This is a genomic window from Alphaproteobacteria bacterium, assembly GCA_033762625.1.
In the GTDB taxonomy this organism is placed as follows: Bacteria; Pseudomonadota; Alphaproteobacteria; order UBA9219; family RGZA01; genus RGZA01.
This window is the reverse complement of the sequence record JANRLI010000011.1, coordinates 168,219-186,715: the sequence shown is the minus strand read 5'-3', so window position 1 is coordinate 186,715 and position 18,497 is coordinate 168,219. Positions and strand designations below refer to the sequence as shown.

Below are 18,497 nucleotides of genomic sequence, written 5' to 3'. Positions count from 1 at the left end.
CAGCGGAATTAACCTGCGCCGCCACCTGCGCCTGCGTAAGGCGATGGCGCATTGGGTTTTACGGAGTTGACTACTTTATATCCGCCGCCCGCGCCTTCACCGCGGCCGCCCGAGCCTTTATACGCATAGTCATCACCGAAATAGCCGTAATCAAACACAGCGATACCATAAAAATCATAGGACCATACCATTTCCGTGATGCTAAGGGAGTTGTCGGAGAAACACTGGTTCTCATACGCGACGTCAATCACGCGCGGCGCACGCATTGCATGTTCTTCATGCGATGCCCCAATCGTGTTGTATTGATCTTTCCGCGACGTCATCATGGTTCAGAGCTTCTAATTGTGCTCATATTTTGCAGCAACAACCCGGCTACCAGGACGCAAAGGTTCATCCATTGAACGGCCTACCGATTTCCCTGAAGGGTCTTTCATCATGATTTCGCCCGACCCATCTGAAGGATGAACGGCTCCTAGTAATGCTGAGCCGAAATCTGCAACTGCTTCTTGGGTTCTTGTCATGGCTATATCCCTAAAAAAATTAGCTGATTGCATGAGAATACGTGAAAGTATTTAAACTTTTATTTAATTTCTTGGTTAATGTTTATTACCGTAACGATTATTTCCCTTTATTTTTATAGGCATAGACAGTTTTTTCTGACTTAACCACAATTTTTATCAGTAAAATCTTGGCCAGAGCTGTACTCCTCATAGCTATGGAATCATCCAAAAAACAAATCCACATAAAGAACAAAAATAGAACTTGAAATTGGGAACAAACCATGAATAATGACATGCATAGTTATTCCCCAAGTACTTAAAAAATGGTCCTCACGAAAATCCCTTTACCTAAATGGAGTCCCCTATGTCTAATCCTAAAGCCCCGTTACGTGTAATCCCCAATGAAAAAGGCGACAGCATGAGCCAATCCGCTGCCAAGGAAATGAACCCAGAAAAGCAAAAAGCATTAGACGCTGCGTTGACCCAGATTGAGCGCGCATTTGGTAAGGGCTCCGTAATGAAACTGGGAACCCGTGAATCTATCGATATTGAAACCATCTCAACCGGCTCACTTGGACTTGATATTGCGCTGGGCATTGGTGGATTACCCCGTGGCCGTATCATTGAAATTTACGGCCCTGAAAGCTCAGGTAAAACCACCCTTGCGCTGCATGTCCTTGCACAATCACAAAAAATGGGCGGCACCTGCGCATTTGTTGATGCTGAACACGCCCTTGACCCATCCTATGCCAAAAAACTTGGAGTAAACATCGATGATCTCCTTATCTCCCAGCCTGACACCGGCGAACAAGCTCTTGAAATTGTGGATACACTCGTTCGCTCTGGCGCAATTGATGTGCTGGTGGTTGATAGCGTCGCCGCTCTTGTTCCAAAGGCTGAAATTGAAGGCGAAATGGGCGATAGCCATATGGGCCTCCAAGCTCGCTTAATGAGCCAGGCTTTACGTAAACTCACCGCGTCCATCTCCCGTTCACGTTGCATGGTGATCTTCATCAACCAGATCCGCCAGAAGATCGGCGTGATGTTTGGTAATCCTGAAACGACCACTGGTGGTAATGCACTGAAATTCTATGCTTCGGTTCGTCTTGATATCCGCCGTATTGGCGCAATCAAAGACAAAGAAACCGTTGTTGGAAACCAGACACGTGTCAAAGTTGTAAAGAATAAAATGGCTCCTCCTTTCCGCGTGGTAGAATTCGATATCATGTACGGCGAAGGCGTTTCAAAGCTTGGCGAACTGATTGATCTAGGTGTTAAAGCGGAAGTAGTCGAAAAGTCTGGCGCATGGTTCTCATACGATGGACAACGCATCGGCCAGGGCCGTGAAAACTGCAAGCAGTTCTTAAAAGACAACCCTGCAATTGCCGAAGCTATTGAAAACGAAGTGCGTTCAAATGCTGGCCTTGTTGCTGGCGCTATGATGGAAGGCGATACCGGAGGCGGTTCTGACGCCGACGAATAGGCCTTTTTTGTATACCTCCTGCACCTAATTATTGACTCATACAGACCCTCTAGCGCATTGTTAGAGGGTCTTTTTTTTAACAATTAATAGGTTGATGACTATGGCTGTAGCGTTTCATGATCGTGATGGTAAAATTTGGTTTGACGGTAAAATGATTGATTGGCGCTCTGCCAATATTCACGTCTTAACCCATGCATTACATTACGCTGGCGCGGTCTTTGAAGGTGAGCGTGTATATGGCGGCCAAGTATTCAAGCTGCGTGAACATACCCAGCGCCTGCTCGATTCGGCTGTAACCATGGGGTATAGCATTCCTTACACGTTGCAACAGCTTGAAGAAGCAACCATGGAAGTTGTCCGCACGCAGAAAATTGTTGATGGGTATGTGCGACCTATTGCTTGGCGCGGCAGTGAAATGATGGGCGTTGCTGCACAGAAAAATCTAATCCATGTAGCAATTGCCGTATGGGAATGGCCGAGCTATTTCGACCCCGAAGCTAAAACCAAAGGCATCCGTCTGACTATGAGTAAATGGAAACGCCCATCACCCGAAACAGCACCTGTTCACGCCAAAACATCCAGTCTTTATGCGATTTGCACACTTGGAAAGCATGAAGCTGAAAATGCAGGGTGTCATGATGCCTTGATGCTGGATTGGCGCGGACAAGTTGCGGAAGCAACCGGTGCTAATTTTTTCATGGTAAAAAATGGCGAAATTCACACCCCAACGCCTGATTGCTTCCTGAATGGTATTACCCGCCAAACTGTAATTGAACTGGCACGCGGCATGAATATTAAAGTAACGGAACGCGCGATTATGCCGGAAGAACTAAAAACCGCGGATGAAATCTTCCTCACTGGTTCCGCAGCAGAAGTGACTGCAGTGGGTCAAATTGCAGATATGACCTTTAAAGTAGGGCCAATTACACAGAAACTTGCTGAAGCCTATTCCGCAGAAGTACGCAAACCTGTCGCCAAAGCCGCTTAAATCTTATTTTATTTTTTCAAACAGTATTTGATCGCGCCATGCGCCTTCAATCTGCATATTTGTTTTTGAAAGCCCGATTTCGCGGAAATTTAAGCCACGTAATAAACGTAGGCTGCGTTCATTTTCTGGCATAACAGTGGCTTCAAGGCGTTGCAGGCCAAGCTGTTCAAACGCGAATGGCAATATCAGTGAAATGGCTTCGCGCATAACGCCTTTTCCGGCAAAGGGCGCGCCCATCCAGTAGCCGAGTGTCCCTACCTGATAGACACTGCGCTTGATATCAGTAACAGTAATACCCCCCAGCAATCCACCTTCCATATTATCTGGCTCGCGACGAAAAATAAGAAATGCATATTCGCGGTCCTGAACCCAGCGCCGCACAAAACGCCGCCATTGGCGCATGTAAAAACTTTGCGTGACCGCATCTTTTGGCCATAACGGTTCCCATGGAATTAAAAAACTGGTACTTAAGTGCCGTAACTTGGTCCATTCCTCCCAATCGCCAACATCCGGCATACGCAGAATGATATTCGTACCCTCTAGAATAGTATCATAGGATGCACGGCATCGCCGCCCACGTTCCCCTGCAACTAATGCCATCAGTGTTTGCAATAAGAAGCTCATTAATGCCTATAATCTGAATGCGGCAGCAATAGCGTCTTCTTTTGGTACGCTGCCAAGTGGCCCCACAAACGCGCTAGCAGGCGCTTTCTTCAGCACATTCGTTGCAAGACGCTGAATATCAGCGTTTGTTACCGCTTCAATTCGTTCCAGAATTTCCGCATTCGGTACTATCCGGTTATACATCAGCTGGTTGAATGCCAGTTTTTCAGCACGGCTCATCGTGCTTTCCTGCGACATGAAGAGCGATGAACGCAATTGTGCTTTGGCACGATTCAATTCCTCATTACTTACATGCTTGGTAACGAGCTGCAATTGCTCTGCAACAACGGGCAATAACTCGGTAATCTTATCAGGATCAGTGCCCGCATACACACCAAAGCTACCGCTGTCCCTATGGGCAGAAACGAATGAATATATACTATATACCAGTCCGCGCTTTTCTCGCACTTCCTGAAACAAGCGCGATGACATACCACCGCCCAGTAGCGTGGAAAGTACAGATAACGCAAAATAATCCTTATCTAGATATGACAATCCTTCGAATGCCAGCGCCATATGCAGCTGTTCAATGTCACGGTCTTCGCGCATGTCACCGCTTTGAAATTGCGCAGCATCAATCTTGGTTTTCGATGCAGAAGGCAATTTAGTCAAATGCGTATTTGCATAATCAACCATCTGGTCATGATGAACTGCGCCTGCCGCCGCAAAAATCATCTGTGGGCCTGTATAATTGCTGTTAATATAGTGTGTTAAGCGATCACGCTTTAAATTACGGATAATATCCGCCGAACCCAACACAGGCCGACCAAGACCGGAATTGGGATATGCGGTTTTTTGTAAATAGTCGAATAAAATATCATCTGGCTGGTCTATTGATTGACCAATTTCTTGGATAATTACGCCGCGCTCACGGTCCAATTCGTCCTTATCAAGCGAAGCATTCTGCATCATATCGCACAGAATATCGGCGGCAAGGGCGACATCTTGTTTCAAAACCTTGGCATAATAGGCTGTTGATTCACGGGTCGTATAGGCATTCAGATGCCCGCCAACATTTTCCATCTCGGCCGAAATATCAAATGCGCTGCGCCGCTCTGTGCCTTTGAACAACATATGTTCAACAAGATGCGCAACACCATTGTCGGCTGCTTCTTCATGGCGCGTACCCACACCAACCCAAAAACCAATCGACGCCGTTTCGACATTTTCCATCATGTCAGTTACAACACGCAAGCCGCTGGGCAATGTGCTTATTTGAACAGTCATTTTATTCCTTAATGCTGAAACAGCTTAGCGCGTCTCGATAAAATTCACAAAAGCCGCATAATCATTTGGCATAACGGTAAATCGCTCTGGCCGTTGATATAAATCAGCCAAATGCGGCGGCAAGGGCGGATTTTGGCCTGTTACTTCGCGCACAATTTCAGGGAACTTGGCAGGGTGCGCGCACGCAAGGCTGATAATTTGCCCCGGCAACTGGCTGCGGAAACGATTTGCAATCGTCACGCCAACGGCCGTGTGTGGATCAAGCAAAATACCATGCTTTTCCCACACAGCTTTAATCGTTGCCTTCGTATCTTCATCACTTACCGATGAAGCCATAAATTCGTTTTTGAGCATACTGTGTGCTGCCGACGGCAACTGCACATCTTTGTGTGCAGCAATCTGCTGCATTGCGGCTTTCACTTGCCCAGCATCTTCGTTGAGCAATTCATATAAATAACGCTCGGCATTGCTTGCAATTTGAATATCCATGCTGGGAGACAAGCTTGGCGACACAACACCGCTAGTCATTAGGCCAGTTTCAATAAATTTTGTCATGCTGTCATTTTTATTGGTAGCAATCACAAGGCGGTGAATGGGCAAACCCATTTTTTTTGCCACATGGCCAGCAAACACATTTCCGAAATTGCCGGTTGGCACAACAAAGTTTACCGGTTTTTCAAGCGCACCCGCCTTCAGGCCAGCATAGAAATAATAAACCACCTGCGCCAGAATACGCGCCCAGTTAATCGAATTGACAGCTGTCAGCGTGTGTTTCTTGCGCAACTCCTGATTGTTGAATGCTTGCTTGACCAAAGCCTGGCAGTCATCAAACGAACCTTCCAGAGCAACGGCAAAGACATTTGGCGCATCAACGCAGGTCATTTGACGGCGCTGTACTTCCGATGGACGGTTATGCGGATAAAGAATGATGACCTTAATACCGGGAATGCCACGGCAACCTTCAATTGCTGCCGAACCTGTATCACCGGAAGTTGCACCAATTACGGTCATGGAACCACCGTGCTTATACGTAAAATGCCCAAACACACGGCCAAGAAATTGTAAGGCTACATCTTTAAATGCCAGTGTCGTGCCGTGGAATAATTCCAGTAATGAAAGCTGATCATCTACTTTGGTCAACGGTACAACATCCGGATGATCAAATCCCGCATAGGTATCTTGTACCAAGGCAGCCAATTCACCTGCTGACAAACTATCCCCGACAAAAGGCTGCATAATTCGCTGCGCCAACTGGATATAGGAAAGCGTTGATAGCTTGCGTAGTTCGTCAACACTGAATTGTGGCCATGTTTCAGGCACGAACAATCCGCCATCACTTGCAAGACCGCGTGCCACAACACTTTCAAAATCCGGAACGGCGTCTCCGCCTCTGGTACTGATATAACGCATGATTAGTCCTTGGAAACGAGCTTGGTATGTGAAGCAACATAAATCACGCATAAGGCGAAGGCGAGCAAAAACCAAGTTAGCGAATAAGCCTTGTGGTTATTGCTTATATTGAGCAGGCGCGATTTTAACAATTCATGTTGTACGCTACCCCATTCAAAAATCGGTATAAAAATAACAGGTTCCACCTTATCCAGTGGGCGAATGGGCTCGCTGCCGATTTCCTTCAGCACAATAAAATTTGCTGCATCTTCCAAAGGTACAAAAATACCCAGTTGTTCATGAGGTGGTTCATTAGCCAACTGTTCGTTGGTAGGCCAACGCAGACCCCCCGCTCTCCACTCTTCCATCGTTAGAAAATCCGATTTACGAATGAACCAGCGGTTGTCATTCCATGTTTCAGGAAAATAAAGCTGAAACCCAATACCATGTTCCGATGTATGGGAAAACGTATAATATGGCCGCGCGATTTTCACCGATGCCGTAACATACGCGCCGCGATAATAGAGATCGGAAACAGGTCCATCCGGAAGCCCTTTCAATACCATCGGTTTTTCAGCAAGCCGTGCAGATCGCTCCGCAATCAGTGCGGTTTTCCATTCTCCACGCTGCATCTGCCATGTGCCAAGCGCCAACAATAGCGCAACTATCACCGCTGTGGTGATGCTTGGCCCAAGCTTTGGCGTGAATTTGAGTGTTGGAAGTGCCATTACTGAAAAATTTCTGGTCTGTTTTTGTATTGCAGTGCAACGGTTAGCGCTTTTGCCGGACGCAACATCCCAAGCGTAGCGCCAAGGATAAGCACGCCCCACAGCACCCCATGGATCCATAAAGGCCAATCAACACGCATGGCAATAATAATAGCGGGCGGCACCATGCAAAAGCCTAAAATAAAAATCAGGAATACCGCAGGACCATCGCCATTATCGTTTTTGGCGAGTGGCAACCGGCAAACAGCACAATAATCAACGAGCGTAATATAACCTTTGAATAATGCGCCCTGCCCGCATTTTGGACAGCGGCACGCTACTCCTTTGGCAAGCAGGCTGGATAGATTATCCATGTCCTGGCACTTGCGGACCCGAACCCCACCAGTAAACAGATGTGAAGAGGAACAGCCATACCACGTCAACGAAGTGCCAATACCAAGCGGCAGCTTCAAAACCAAAATGGCTATCCTTGGTGAAATGACCTTTTGCTGTGCGCACCCAAGCAACTATCAAGAAGATCGTCCCGATCAGCACGTGGAACCCGTGGAAGCCCGTTGCCATAAAGAAGGTTGAAGGAAAAATGCCATCCTTAAAGCTGAAATGACCGTTCATATATTCGTAAACCTGAAAACAGGTAAACAGTATGCCGAGCAATACGCTTAAGCCCAAAGCTTGAATTGCATCTTTGCGGCGACCTTCTACCAATGCTTCGTGAGCAAAAGTCACGGTCGAGCCCGAAAGCAGAAGGATAATCGTCATCACGAAAGGTAAATCAAACGGATCAATTGTGTGAATACCCTTTGGTGGCCAAACACCGCCAACTGGATAAAGCGCGGAACTGAAATACGCCCAGAAAAAAGCAACAAAGAACATAACTTCTGAGGCGATGAATAATGCCATACCATAACGAAGGCCGATTTTTACTAGCGGGCCATGCAGTTTTTCAACATAGGCTTCTTTAATCACGTCTTTCCACCAATAGAACATGACGGCCAGAACGGCGATCGCACCAAGGATTAAAACCTTGCTGTCGAATTCAAAGGCAAAGCTACCCAAAGTAAGTTTGATTTTATGCATAAATAAAATCATACCCACAGCCAATATACCTGCAGCAAATGCGCCAAGCAGCGGCATGATGGACGGCGCAACCAAGTGATAAGGTTGCGGGATGCCACTGTCCTCGTATTCATTTTCGCGATGTTCAGACATACTGTTCTCCTTTAAGGCCAAAATTAAGGTATATTTTTTGCTGTTTCCAGCAATTGGGTTTGTTTGATATCAAATTTTTTCTGCGCTTGTGCAAGCGTTGGGCTTTTGGCAGCAAAAAAGGTATAAGAAAGCGTGATGGTTTTTACATCATCCATTTGTCTGTCGCTTGCCAAGGCTGGATCAACAAAAAACTGCACGGGCAACTCAGCGGTTTCACCAGCCTTTAACGGCTTTTCATCAAAGCAGAAGCATTGAACCTTATTAAAATATAATCCGGCACGATCAGGCTGCACATTATATACAGCCACGCCGATATCATTGGTTTTGCTTTGGCTGCGCGCTTCATAAATAATTTTTTGCGCTTCGCCGATACGTACTTCAATTTCGTTGATTGCGGGCTTGAAACTCCACAACAATCCGGGCGCCACATCGGCGTTGAAACGGATTTTAATCTTGCGATCCAAGATGCCGTCTTGCAATGGCGCAGCTGCAACCTGTGTTGCACCACCATAACCCGTCTTTTTGCAATAGAGATTGTAAAGCGGAACAGAGATGAATGCCAATGCAAGCATAACAAAAACGCCACCCGCCAGCTTCATGCCAACGCTGCGGTTTTTGCTTTGCAGATTATCAGATGGCTTCGCCCCAAATTGCTTCATGGTTGCACGCCGCCATGAATATGGATTTTAACAACGGTGACCACATAAATAATTACCACAAAAGCAATCAGCCCAATGGCAATTGCCCAATTACGTTTTGCGCGCGCAGGCGGAATGGAAATCTTTACAACTGGCTCGCTCATAGCTGCCATCCTGTAGCTGGGAACCCGGCCACACGTTCAATCAGCAGCGCCATAAACAGAGACGTCAAATAAAGCAGCGAGAATTTGAACATACCTTTGGCGATCTTATAATCTTTGTCAAAGAACACGGCGGCTGCGTAAGCAATAAAGCCGATGCTGAATAGAATCGCGGTTATCGCATATAACCAGCCCGCAAATCCAAGAAAGCATGGCGCCAATGCAATGGGAACAAGCAATAAGGTATAGACAAGCATCTGGATTTTTGTGGCGCGTTCACCTGCAACAACTGGCAACATGGGGATACCCGCACGGGCATAATCATCGCTGCGATACAGTGCAAGCGCCCAGAAATGCGGTGGCGTCCAAAAGAAAATCAACGCAAACAGAACAATCGCTGGTAATTCCAACTGGCCTGTTGCAGCAACCCACCCAATCATAGGCGGAAAAGCACCCGCTGCGCCGCCAATGACTATATTTTGCGGGGTACTGCGCTTAAGCCAAATAGTATAAATAAATATATAAAACGCGGCTGCAGATGCAAGTAAAGCAGCCGCAAACCAGTTCAATGCAACACCCATCAGCAACACAGACACGCAGAGCATCACGACGCCAAATTCCAACGCATGCTCAGGCGCAATACGCCCACGTGGCAACGGACGGTTGCGGGTACGCACCATCAGCGCATCCACATCACGCTCGTACCACATGTTAATCGCGCCACTTGCGCCGCTTGCCAGCGCAATACAAAGTACCGCAACAAAAGCAAGCACAGGATTAATCGGCACTGGCGCGACAACGATTCCAACAAGCCCTGTAAATACTACTAATGACATGACCCGCGGCTTTAGAAGCGCAATATAATCGCGCACGCTTGCTTCAACATCGGATGCAAGCGGTTGATGTTCCTGTAGCGCGAGAGGTGACAATGTCATTGTGCGGTTTACTTAACTCAACTTATTTTATTTTACACGGGGCAGTGTTTCGAATTGATGGAATGGTGGTGGCGACGGCAATGTCCATTCCAATGTATTGGCATGCTCATTCCAGTAATTTGCGCCAACTTTCTTGCCATATTTGAGCGTCACAATCACTACCACCACGAACCATAAGGCAGCAGCATATGAAATATATGAGCCAATCGATGAAACGAGGTTCCAGCCGGTAAGCGCATCCGGGTAATCGGGGTAATGACGCGGCATACCCTGCAATCCCAGGAAGTGTTGCGGGAAGAAAGTAAGGTTTACACCCACAAAGGTGAGCCAGAAATGAACAACACCCATCCATTCAGGGTATTGGCGACCAGACATCTTACCAATCCAGTAATAAAAACCGGCAAAAATGGTGAACACAGCACCAAGTGACAGCACATAATGGAAATGCGCGACTACGTAATAGGTGTTATGGAGTACAACGTCCACACCGGCATTCGCAAGCACAACGCCAGTTACACCCCCAATTGTGAACAAAAAGATAAAGCCAATAGCCCATAGCATGGGGGTTTTGAACTCAATCGAACCGCCCCACATGGTTGCAATCCATGAAAAGATTTTAATCCCTGTTGGCACCGCGATTATCAGTGTTGCAGCAGTAAAGTATGCACGGGTATCCACATCAATACCTGATACATACATGTGGTGAGCCCAGACTACGAAACCGACTACGCCGATTGAAATCATCGCGTAGGCCATTGCCAAATAACCGAACACAGGTTTCTTAGAAAAAGTTGAAACGATGTGACTGATGATACCAAAGCCCGGCAAAATCATGATGTAAACTTCGGGATGGCCAAAAAACCAGAATAAATGCTGGTACAATAATGGGTCGCCGCCCCCAGCTGGATCAAAGAAGGTTGAGCCAAAATTACGGTCGGTGAGCAGCATAGTAATTGCACCACCAAGAACAGGCACAGCAAGCAAGAGCAAGAAAGCGGTAACCAACATCGCCCAAACAAACAATGGCATTTTGTGCAAGGTCATGCCGGGTGCACGCATGTTAAATATTGTAGTAATAAAATTTACCGCGCCCAGAATGGATGATGCACCCGCAAGATGGAGCGCAAAAATCGCCATATCAACCGATGGCCCTGATTGTCCGGATGTTGCAAGCGGGGGATAAACCGTCCAGCCTGTACCAGCACCTTGACCAACAAATGCCGAACCAAGCAACAGTAGGAAAGAAGGAACCAACAACCAGAAGCTGATATTGTTTAAGCGCGGGAACGCCATATCGGGCGCGCCAATCATCAGCGGCAAAAACCAGTTACCAAAACCGCCAATCACCGCAGGCATCACGACAAAGAACACCATCGTCAAACCATGGGCGGTAACAAGCACGTTCCACATCTGTCCATCAGCTACATATTGCAGCCCTGGGGTCTGCAATTCCATGCGCATGATGACGGAGAACAGGCCTCCAATTAAACCTGCGATAATCGAAAACAGCAGATAAAGCGTACCGATATCTTTATGGTTAGTAGAACAAAACCAGCGCACGAAAAAACCTGGCTTGTGATCATCGTGGTGCGCATCATGTGTTACGGCTGACATATTCAAGAACTCCTAAGTCGAATAGATAATCTTATTGTTGGGCAATGATGGATGAGCGTTGCAGCTGCGAATGCTTCTTTGATGGCGCAGATGTTTCAGCTGGCGCTGCGGCACCAGTTTTCTTAGCAACCCACTGCGCAAACTTTTCTTTGCTCACCGCTTCAATCACGATGGGCATGAAAGCATGGCCCGTACCGCAAATCTGCGAGCACTGACCATAATAGACGCCTTCTTTGTCAATCTGGAGCCACGTTTCATTCAAACGACCAACAACACCATCTTTACGAACACCAAGCGATGGAACGGCAAAGGAATGGATAACGTCGGTTGATGTTGTATAAACGCGAACTTGCGTATCAACCGGAAGCACTAAACGGTTATCCACTTCGAGCAAACGCAGTGGATGTTCAGTCGGATAAATCCAGTTCGGCGCTGCATCTTTTAACGCAGCTTCAATTTGTTCTGGCGTTTGCTTTGTGCCATCCCAGATGGGGCGACTATCAAAGCTTTCAACTTTCTGGTCTGGCAATTCGTATGACCAATACCATTGATGCGCTGTTGCTTTCAGCGTCAATTCAGGATTTGGTGTTTTATCAACGTAATACAACAATTGCATCGATGGAATGCCAACCACGACAAGAATAAGCACTGGAATTGATGTCCATATAACTTCCAGTAATGTATTATGAGCAAAGGTCGCTGGTTTTGGATTAGCTTTTGCGTTGAAACGCAAAATCACAAAAATCAGCAAGCACATCACAAAGAGCGTGATCACCGTAATGATAACAAGCATGAAATCGTGGAAGTCGTGCATGCGGTGCTTTGCCGGGGAAAATGCTTCCTGAAGGTCAATCCCCCATGGAATGGGCGCGCCGAGAGCAAGTTTGTCATCTGCGTGAGCAGGGCTGGCGAGTAACAGAATACAAGCAAAAAAAGCAAAGAAACGTGACAACACGGGGATACATCCTCTTGAGCTGGAAGAGCTTATTTAGATATTAGACGGAATTAAAACAAATGAGTCGTCACTTGCCTTATGAATGGGCATCTAAATAGCATGAAATATATGGGCTTATAAGCAAAATAGTTGGCCCTGCATAACAAGATTAAAAGGTGTGGCCTTCTTGAAGCCCGACAGAGCAGAAAATCATTATTTTTATAATTATTTCAATATGTTAATTCAGATTACGGTAGTTCTCAAGATAGCCTTGAAACAAATCTACATCGGCCATCAACGATTTCATAGCCGAAGGGTCGCGAGGCAGACCTGTATCTGCTTCCGTTAGCATTTTAAAGAGTTCTTCCTGCGGCAAACCTTTCATCCCAGATGAAAAATCGCTCCGCATTTTTTCAAGTGCTACACTATCGTTAATCAGTGCAAGGGCAATCGCGCGGCTGATAACTAGCTGGGCGGTTTCTGCCTTCATTGCTTCAGCATGCGGCGCACCAATCAGGTCATTGAGAATAGTTGCAGCGCCCGCCCAATCATGCGCACGCCATGCAATATCAACCAACAAACGGGTTGCATATTCACTGTTTATATTTTTGAGCATAGCTTTGGCTTCATCTTCCTTGCCTGACACGGCTAACGCTTTTGCTTTTAACAAATTACGTTCTACCACTAAATCTTCTGGTGTTCCCGTCTCATCACTGTCTTTTAAAATTTTTAACGCATCGTCCGGTTGATGATCGAGCAAATAAATTCCTGCGGCTTGCGTCCCTACCCGCGTTTTCATCACGCCTGTTAAACGGTGGCGCGATTGGTCAGCCAGTAGTGCCGCGGCTCTATCTAATAAATCAAGCGATACCATGCGCTGTGCCAGTGCACGTATAATCGCATCACCTTCTGCGCCCGGCGGCGCTAAATCATAAAAACGCTCGTAAAGGCTGAGCGCATCAAGCGCTGAAATATTACGGTTTTTATTTCCCAAGAACACATCACGAAATGCAAACGCCATTTCCTCATGCAATTTTTTTGCCACATCATTATCGGGCAACAACACCAACGCCTGCTTTAGCGTTGCAAGGCCTTCTTCTATCTTGCCACCTTCAATATAAAATTTGCCAATACGGCGCAGGATATCCAGTTCCAGATCATCGCCACGCCATGCAAAACGCACTTTTTCTAGTTTTTCTGCAGCTTGCAGCGGATTAATTTTTCCACTGATAACTTCGTAATCGGTCAACGATAATTTTGCGCGTACTTTATATAATTGGTCCTTACTGCTAGCTGCTTTATTCCAGAACTTTTCTGCCCTGTCTAAACGATCGGTTAAGCTCATTAATACGCCGCGCAGATAATTGACAGGGCCAGACGAGGCATCAAGTTCGGGGTGACGCTGCATCAATCTGTCTAACACTGAATTAGCATAGGTTTTATCCTTGCTCGCAATTGCAGCTTCGATGGCAGTAATTGAAAAATCTGTGAAGAACGGTTCAGGATATTTATCCAACACATTATCAGCGCTGGCAAATAATTCGGCTGCTTCTTTCCATTCCATAACGCGCGTTTTAGCAACCGCGCGCCACAATTTCATTTCCGGATAATTCATAATATCGGGTGAATTGAAATCTTCAAGTGCACCAATATCATGGGTAAGCACGCGTACCGCGCCGCGCAGCGCGCGAAATTCACTGCGGTGAAGCAAATCTGGAACTTGTTGCGACAAAAGTGTAAGCAACCCTAATGCTTCCTGTGCATGGTTACGTGCAAAATAAAAACGCGCCATATTTAAACGAACGCGGTCGCGTTCATTTACGGGAACTTCAGCAAGGGTTTGCTGCCAGTGCTGGCGCATTTGCGTATAGGATTTTGAAACAGGCCCATACCAGTCGTTTAAATCAAATAACTGGTCTTTTGATGGTGTGGTTGCACGTGTATCACTGGGAAGCCCGGTATCTTTACTTGATGAAAGACGAAGTCCTTTATCGGATGTAATTTCAATGCCAAGGCCCTGACGCTTTACGTCAACGCCATCAACCAATGGGCGAATAACAACGCCTTGCTCGGATGGAATAAATCGAAAATCCGTATATTGGTAGGCCTGTCGCACCGCCTGACTGGAGCCCACAAGTGGCACAACAATCAACTCATCGCCAATTTCGGGGTCTACAAAATGCACCACGTCATCAGCCTTGCTGACAGGAATAATAATACGTGCCCCTAGCGCATAATCAGGCTGCGCAGACAGGGTAAGACTGATAGGAGCGGTTGGAACTTTTTTGGATGCCAGAATGCTCCAACGGTTTTCTTCACGCACACACCGCAGGTTAAAATCCTGCGGCATATAAAAACGATACACGCTTCCGGTTGACGACTGCATGCTTTCTAATGTTACACGCGGCGTATCACGCAGCATGGATGCAAGTGGCAAAGTAATTTTTTTACCAAACACGATATAGATATAATCCGCCCGGCGGTAAATTGCGGTTCCTGCAACAATACCGGGATCTATCGTTACTAGTGGCAATCCCTCGTTTCCAACATCGTCTAAATTGGGTGGCGTTGGGCCATTTGTGTTCTTTCCTGCAGACGCCTCTGCTACTGACGCTTTTGTTTCTTCAGGTTTTTCTGCCTTTACTTCAGGTGCTGGCGGCGCCGGGGCTACAACCGTTGCTGAATGTTGCTCATGCTGTACAGGTGCTTCGCCAGCAATCGACATTGCTTGCGGCAAATTGGATGACACTGTAACAACGGGCGCGAGACCTTCATAAAAATCGAGTATGACCAAGCCTGCTTGCTGCACATGTTTGGCAACCGTATCAGGAGCAAGAAGCAGCTTTATAATACGCGCATTACCTTCAGCGATTTGTTCGCTATGAATAATTTTTGAGAGATGGCGGCGTTTGATTTGCGTTAAATCAACTGGCGCGCCTTGCGCAAAACGCAAATTCACTTCTTGGCCGTTTTGCGAAAAGGTGTAGGAAATTTGCACAGGCCAATCAAAAACCAAGCGTTCATAATCATCGTGAATACCGGCGCGCACCTTTGCTTGCACCTGAATGGGTTGCCCATGCTCGGCAATTTCCTGCGCGCAAACAAACTGCGTTGGCACAACCGTGCCAAGCGATAAGATCAATGCTGGAAGAACAGACGAATTAGGTTTCAAAGGACGTGCGGTGACAACACTGGAAAGAGTGCAAAAAATACACTTTCAGATTGACCGATTTTAGCCAAAACAACAAGGGTTTATGGCGATTCAATGGGCGCGGCTTGAGGATGGTACAGACTAGCCAAAGAGCTTATCGATATCATCTTGCTTAATAGCGGCGTCGGCTGCTTGCGGGCCATTGAGTAAATGCTTTTCAGTATCGGTTGCCTTGGACACATTGAGGCCTTGCAACACGCCACTCTTTTCAATCTGGAAACCTGCATCATCAAGCGCTTTAAGCAGCAAGGTTACCTGAGTATCGATATGCTTGAGAGTACGCACCACCTTGGTAATGCGTTGGCCAGTAAGGTCTTGAAAGTTACATGCTTCGTAAATCTTTGTGACTTGGTCAGTCAACTCCTGCTGTGTCGGCTGCGGCTGTTTGCCTGCAATCAGATTGATTGCATCGCAACAATCCATAATCTTGTTGGTGGCTTCTTCGGTTGCTCCAACGACTTCATCCAACTGGTCGGTAGCGCTTGGGATGTGCTCGCCGCTAATGGCATCCGCGCGTATATTTGCGATTTCCTGTTTTGCGTTGGCGATATACTTCCCAAGGTCAGCCAAACGCTCATAAACGCTATTGTTGGTCACACGCGCAGTTTTAAGTGATTCAATAGCCGTTGCAATCAACGCCTGTGGGTTCTGCTTGCCCGTGGCATCGCCAAGTTGCGCTAGCGCATTTTCCAGCGTCTTCTGCAATTGATCATCATACCCGGTCATTACGCAATCCCTTCAAGAGCAGCTTTGTCAATAATCAGAATTGACCCAGTACGGTAACTATTTTTGATTTCAATGTTTCAGCATTAAACGGCTTAACAATGTAATTGTTCACGCCGGCCTGCTTTGCAGCTACCACGTTTTCGGTTTTGCTTTCAGCGGTTACCATAATGAACGGTGTTGCTTTCAATTTTGCATCGGCGCGAACTTCTTTCAAAAGTTGTAAGCCGGTCATGGGCTCCATGTTCCAGTCGGAAATCACCAGACCATAATCTTTTTCACGCATCATGCTCAGAGCCATACCGCCATCGGTTGCTTCGTACACATTCTTAAACCCCAATTGCTTGAGAAGATTGTTCACGATACGCAGCATCGTTTTGTAATCATCGACGATGAGGACGTTCATATCCATATTCACAGCCATGTGAGTTGCTCCTTAACATGTGCAAAGTTTTGCCGATTAAATAATGCGGGCGCTTGGAATGGCTATTGTTAGCCGTGAGGATTTAACAAAGGCTTATTAGCGTGATTTTTTTTGATGTTTTTGATAAAACGACTGCGATATGCTAATAAAAAATTGTTCTGATATACGAACAAATCAGCCGAGAAACAGATAAATTACGCTAACTTAGGGCTGTGTTGGCAATGGTTTCTTTTCCATTAACGCGCCGGTTACTTGTTTTGCTTTCTGCGGATCCATTGCGGCAAGGATAGGCGCAACGCGTGATTCTTTCATGTTGGCAATCACACTGAGCAATACAGGCATATCCAGTGCGTTAAAAATATTCGCAGCATCCTTGGGTTTCATAATTTCATATATTTTTACTAGACTATCCGTCTTGGCTTTTTGTTCAGCACTTGCCGTGCTAATCGCTGCACGGACCTGCTCCTGCATCGTTTTCATATCGGCGAGTTTTTTGTCGATCCGTTGCTCGGTGATTTTCAGCAACGCTTCACGCTGGTCAAGGTCACGCGCATGTTTATCCAGTTCCTGACGGCGTTCCGAAAGACGCTTTAAGATGTTCACTTCCGCTTCGGAATAGTTTTCCTGATCCTGCACAGGATCGGGATTAATGGGATCAGGTGTTTCGTCTTTTGCAACCTCGCCTTCCTTGTGCTCCGCTTTCTTTTCGTCTTTTTTGGCTTCCGTCTTGGTTTCTGGCGTTGGCTTATCCGCTTCCTTGGCTGCGGTTTCAGCTTTTGCGGGTGTTACAGCCTGCAAAGGATTACCGTTTGCCAAATCGGTGGCCATTTCCTGAACGCGTAGCCCCATCACGGCTACCGCAAGGAAAATAAAAATCGACATCCCAGTACGAAACGAGATTTTGAATTTCGGTTTCGGTGACACAGTTTTTTCCAAGGGGCCAAGTGTCATGATTATTTCATCTTTTCAAGTGCTTGCTGCAATTCGCGTTCAGCTAATGAGCGCAGCTGCTCTTCTTCTTTTGCGGGTTGCGAATTGGCTAGCGGTTCTGGCGATTTTTGAACGGGCTTTTTGCCAAACTGCAAACCGGAGACAGGCGCTGCTGCTTCAACGGGCGCATTAATCACTGGGCCATTTGGTTCAGCGCGTTTTGCCCATAACGGTACGGTTTTGGCCTGCACAGGTTGAGGTGCGACTTCAGCTTTTGCAGCAGGCGAATTAATGACTGTTTCCGCTTTTTGTTTTTGCACTTCCTGAATGGATGAAAGTGGTTTGGTATCAGCTTTACTCTCTACAGATTTTTCGTTTTGCTTTTCAGATCGATTATTACGTGATGCTTTTGCATCATTTTGCGCGGATGCCGTGCTATCGGTAAGTCGCGTTGCAATTTTATCTGCCGCTTCCACCAAAAAAGTCAGTTCATCGCGCAAGCCTTGTGCGCGTGATAAATGATTTTCAACATCCTCACCTACATCTCGTGCGGTTTGCTGCAAATCATTAATAGCTTTTTGAGCGCGCGCAATGCTGCCAGAAAAGTCGGCGACGAACTTTTCCATTTCCAGACGGCTTTTGTTTAATCCGTTCAAGGTTTTTTGCAAACGCCACACGACCACAATGCCAACTGCCATACACACGATAAACACGGCATTGATAACGATACTCCAGTTCAT

20 protein-coding genes are annotated in these 18,497 nt (G+C 46.7%); 2 read left to right on the top strand and 18 right to left on the bottom strand.

Annotation, left to right across the window (positions count from 1 at the left end; all coding sequences use genetic code 11):
• Nucleotides 1–8 precede the first annotated feature (8 nt).
• A complete protein-coding gene (locus tag SFW65_06665; protein ID MDX1922793.1) occupies nt 9–326 on the bottom strand; it encodes a hypothetical protein in 318 nt (105 codons plus the stop codon).
• A 12-nt stretch (nt 327–338) separates the two neighbouring features.
• Nucleotides 339–521 (bottom strand): hypothetical protein, encoded by a 183-nt coding sequence (locus SFW65_06660; GenBank protein ID MDX1922792.1) that lies wholly within the window; start codon nt 519–521, stop codon nt 339–341.
• 397 nt (nt 522–918) lie between these two features.
• Between SFW65_06660 and recA the strand changes: the two genes are divergently transcribed.
• Together recA and SFW65_06650 are read left to right on the top strand one after the other, a co-directional pair.
• Nucleotides 919–1,983 (top strand): recombinase RecA, encoded by a 1,065-nt coding sequence (gene recA, locus SFW65_06655; GenBank protein ID MDX1922791.1) that lies wholly within the window; start codon nt 919–921, stop codon nt 1,981–1,983.
• A gap of 100 nt (nt 1,984–2,083) precedes the next feature.
• Nucleotides 2,084–2,971 (top strand): branched-chain amino acid aminotransferase, encoded by an 888-nt coding sequence (locus SFW65_06650; protein MDX1922790.1) that lies wholly within the window; start codon nt 2,084–2,086, stop codon nt 2,969–2,971.
• A 3-nt stretch (nt 2,972–2,974) separates the two neighbouring features.
• Here the strand turns inward: SFW65_06650 and SFW65_06645 are convergent, their stop codons facing one another.
• The 16 genes from SFW65_06645 to SFW65_06570 all read right to left on the bottom strand — a co-directional run bounded on the left by SFW65_06645 (nt 2,975) and on the right by SFW65_06570 (nt 18,497).
• Nucleotides 2,975–3,595, bottom strand: coding sequence for a GNAT family protein (locus tag SFW65_06645; protein MDX1922789.1), 621 nt, complete (start codon nt 3,593–3,595; stop codon nt 2,975–2,977).
• 6 nt (nt 3,596–3,601) lie between these two features.
• On the bottom strand, nt 3,602–4,861 hold the full coding sequence (locus SFW65_06640) for a pitrilysin family protein (protein MDX1922788.1): 1,260 nt from the start codon (nt 4,859–4,861) through the stop codon (nt 3,602–3,604).
• 24 nt (nt 4,862–4,885) lie between these two features.
• The gene (gene thrC / locus SFW65_06635; GenBank protein ID MDX1922787.1) at nt 4,886–6,271 is read right to left on the bottom strand and encodes a threonine synthase; all 1,386 of its coding nucleotides are present in this window, start codon (nt 6,269–6,271) and stop codon (nt 4,886–4,888) included.
• A 2-nt stretch (nt 6,272–6,273) separates the two neighbouring features.
• On the bottom strand, nt 6,274–6,978 hold the full coding sequence (locus SFW65_06630) for an SURF1 family protein (protein MDX1922786.1): 705 nt from the start codon (nt 6,976–6,978) through the stop codon (nt 6,274–6,276).
• Nucleotides 6,978–7,331: a DUF983 domain-containing protein gene (locus tag SFW65_06625; protein ID MDX1922785.1), complete on the bottom strand. Its 354-nt coding sequence runs from the start codon at nt 7,329–7,331 to the stop codon at nt 6,978–6,980. Before SFW65_06625 ends, SFW65_06630 begins: the two co-directional genes overlap by 1 nt.
• The gene (locus tag SFW65_06620) at nt 7,324–8,187 is read right to left on the bottom strand and encodes a cytochrome c oxidase subunit 3 (protein MDX1922784.1); all 864 of its coding nucleotides are present in this window, start codon (nt 8,185–8,187) and stop codon (nt 7,324–7,326) included. The genes SFW65_06625 and SFW65_06620 overlap by 8 nt, the downstream gene beginning before the upstream one ends.
• Before the next feature lie 23 nt (nt 8,188–8,210).
• Nucleotides 8,211–8,846 (bottom strand): cytochrome c oxidase assembly protein, encoded by a 636-nt coding sequence (locus SFW65_06615; protein ID MDX1922783.1) that lies wholly within the window; start codon nt 8,844–8,846, stop codon nt 8,211–8,213.
• On the bottom strand, nt 8,843–8,989 hold the full coding sequence (locus SFW65_06610) for a hypothetical protein (GenBank protein MDX1922782.1): 147 nt from the start codon (nt 8,987–8,989) through the stop codon (nt 8,843–8,845). Before SFW65_06610 ends, SFW65_06615 begins: the two co-directional genes overlap by 4 nt.
• Nucleotides 8,986–9,921: a heme o synthase gene (cyoE, locus tag SFW65_06605; protein ID MDX1922781.1), complete on the bottom strand. Its 936-nt coding sequence runs from the start codon at nt 9,919–9,921 to the stop codon at nt 8,986–8,988. The genes SFW65_06610 and cyoE overlap by 4 nt, the downstream gene beginning before the upstream one ends.
• A gap of 27 nt (nt 9,922–9,948) precedes the next feature.
• Nucleotides 9,949–11,535: a cytochrome c oxidase subunit I gene (gene ctaD / locus SFW65_06600; GenBank protein MDX1922780.1), complete on the bottom strand. Its 1,587-nt coding sequence runs from the start codon at nt 11,533–11,535 to the stop codon at nt 9,949–9,951.
• Nucleotides 11,536–11,566: 31 nt separating this feature from the next.
• The gene (gene coxB / locus SFW65_06595; GenBank protein ID MDX1922779.1) at nt 11,567–12,490 is read right to left on the bottom strand and encodes a cytochrome c oxidase subunit II; all 924 of its coding nucleotides are present in this window, start codon (nt 12,488–12,490) and stop codon (nt 11,567–11,569) included.
• Nucleotides 12,491–12,707: 217 nt separating this feature from the next.
• Nucleotides 12,708–15,641 (bottom strand): hypothetical protein, encoded by a 2,934-nt coding sequence (locus SFW65_06590; GenBank protein MDX1922778.1) that lies wholly within the window; start codon nt 15,639–15,641, stop codon nt 12,708–12,710.
• Nucleotides 15,642–15,761: 120 nt separating this feature from the next.
• Nucleotides 15,762–16,406, bottom strand: coding sequence for a protein phosphatase CheZ (locus SFW65_06585; GenBank protein ID MDX1922777.1), 645 nt, complete (start codon nt 16,404–16,406; stop codon nt 15,762–15,764).
• Nucleotides 16,407–16,440: 34 nt separating this feature from the next.
• Nucleotides 16,441–16,827, bottom strand: a complete 387-nt coding sequence (locus SFW65_06580) for a response regulator (GenBank protein ID MDX1922776.1) — start codon at nt 16,825–16,827, stop codon at nt 16,441–16,443.
• 204 nt (nt 16,828–17,031) lie between these two features.
• A complete protein-coding gene (locus SFW65_06575; GenBank protein MDX1922775.1) occupies nt 17,032–17,751 on the bottom strand; it encodes a hypothetical protein in 720 nt (239 codons plus the stop codon).
• Between the two features lie 29 nt (nt 17,752–17,780).
• Nucleotides 17,781–18,497: a DUF6468 domain-containing protein gene (locus SFW65_06570; GenBank protein ID MDX1922774.1), complete on the bottom strand. Its 717-nt coding sequence runs from the start codon at nt 18,495–18,497 to the stop codon at nt 17,781–17,783.

What these genes read in the sequence shown, in the direction of transcription:
- SFW65_06665 (MDX1922793.1), bottom strand. Translation starts at nt 326, where the DNA reads ATGATGACGTCGCGGAAAGATCAATACAACACGATTGGGGCATCGCAT.
- SFW65_06610 (MDX1922782.1), bottom strand. Translation starts at nt 8,989, where the DNA reads ATGAGCGAGCCAGTTGTAAAGATTTCCATTCCGCCTGCGCGCGCAAAA.
- SFW65_06585 (MDX1922777.1), bottom strand. Translation starts at nt 16,406, where the DNA reads ATGACCGGGTATGATGATCAATTGCAGAAGACGCTGGAAAATGCGCTA.
- thrC (MDX1922787.1), bottom strand. Translation starts at nt 6,271, where the DNA reads ATGCGTTATATCAGTACCAGAGGCGGAGACGCCGTTCCGGATTTTGAA.
- SFW65_06570 (MDX1922774.1), bottom strand. Translation starts at nt 18,497, where the DNA reads ATGAACTGGAGTATCGTTATCAATGCCGTGTTTATCGTGTGTATGGCA.
- SFW65_06645 (MDX1922789.1), bottom strand. Translation starts at nt 3,595, where the DNA reads ATGAGCTTCTTATTGCAAACACTGATGGCATTAGTTGCAGGGGAACGT.
- SFW65_06650 (MDX1922790.1), top strand. Translation starts at nt 2,084, where the DNA reads ATGGCTGTAGCGTTTCATGATCGTGATGGTAAAATTTGGTTTGACGGT.
- SFW65_06660 (MDX1922792.1), bottom strand. Translation starts at nt 521, where the DNA reads ATGACAAGAACCCAAGAAGCAGTTGCAGATTTCGGCTCAGCATTACTA.
- ctaD (MDX1922780.1), bottom strand. Translation starts at nt 11,535, where the DNA reads ATGTCAGCCGTAACACATGATGCGCACCACGATGATCACAAGCCAGGT.
- recA (MDX1922791.1), top strand. Translation starts at nt 919, where the DNA reads ATGAGCCAATCCGCTGCCAAGGAAATGAACCCAGAAAAGCAAAAAGCA.
- SFW65_06615 (MDX1922783.1), bottom strand. Translation starts at nt 8,846, where the DNA reads ATGAAGCAATTTGGGGCGAAGCCATCTGATAATCTGCAAAGCAAAAAC.
- SFW65_06630 (MDX1922786.1), bottom strand. Translation starts at nt 6,978, where the DNA reads ATGGCACTTCCAACACTCAAATTCACGCCAAAGCTTGGGCCAAGCATC.
- cyoE (MDX1922781.1), bottom strand. Translation starts at nt 9,921, where the DNA reads ATGACATTGTCACCTCTCGCGCTACAGGAACATCAACCGCTTGCATCC.
- SFW65_06620 (MDX1922784.1), bottom strand. Translation starts at nt 8,187, where the DNA reads ATGTCTGAACATCGCGAAAATGAATACGAGGACAGTGGCATCCCGCAA.
- SFW65_06625 (MDX1922785.1), bottom strand. Translation starts at nt 7,331, where the DNA reads ATGGATAATCTATCCAGCCTGCTTGCCAAAGGAGTAGCGTGCCGCTGT.
- SFW65_06580 (MDX1922776.1), bottom strand. Translation starts at nt 16,827, where the DNA reads ATGGCTGTGAATATGGATATGAACGTCCTCATCGTCGATGATTACAAA.
- SFW65_06640 (MDX1922788.1), bottom strand. Translation starts at nt 4,861, where the DNA reads ATGACTGTTCAAATAAGCACATTGCCCAGCGGCTTGCGTGTTGTAACT.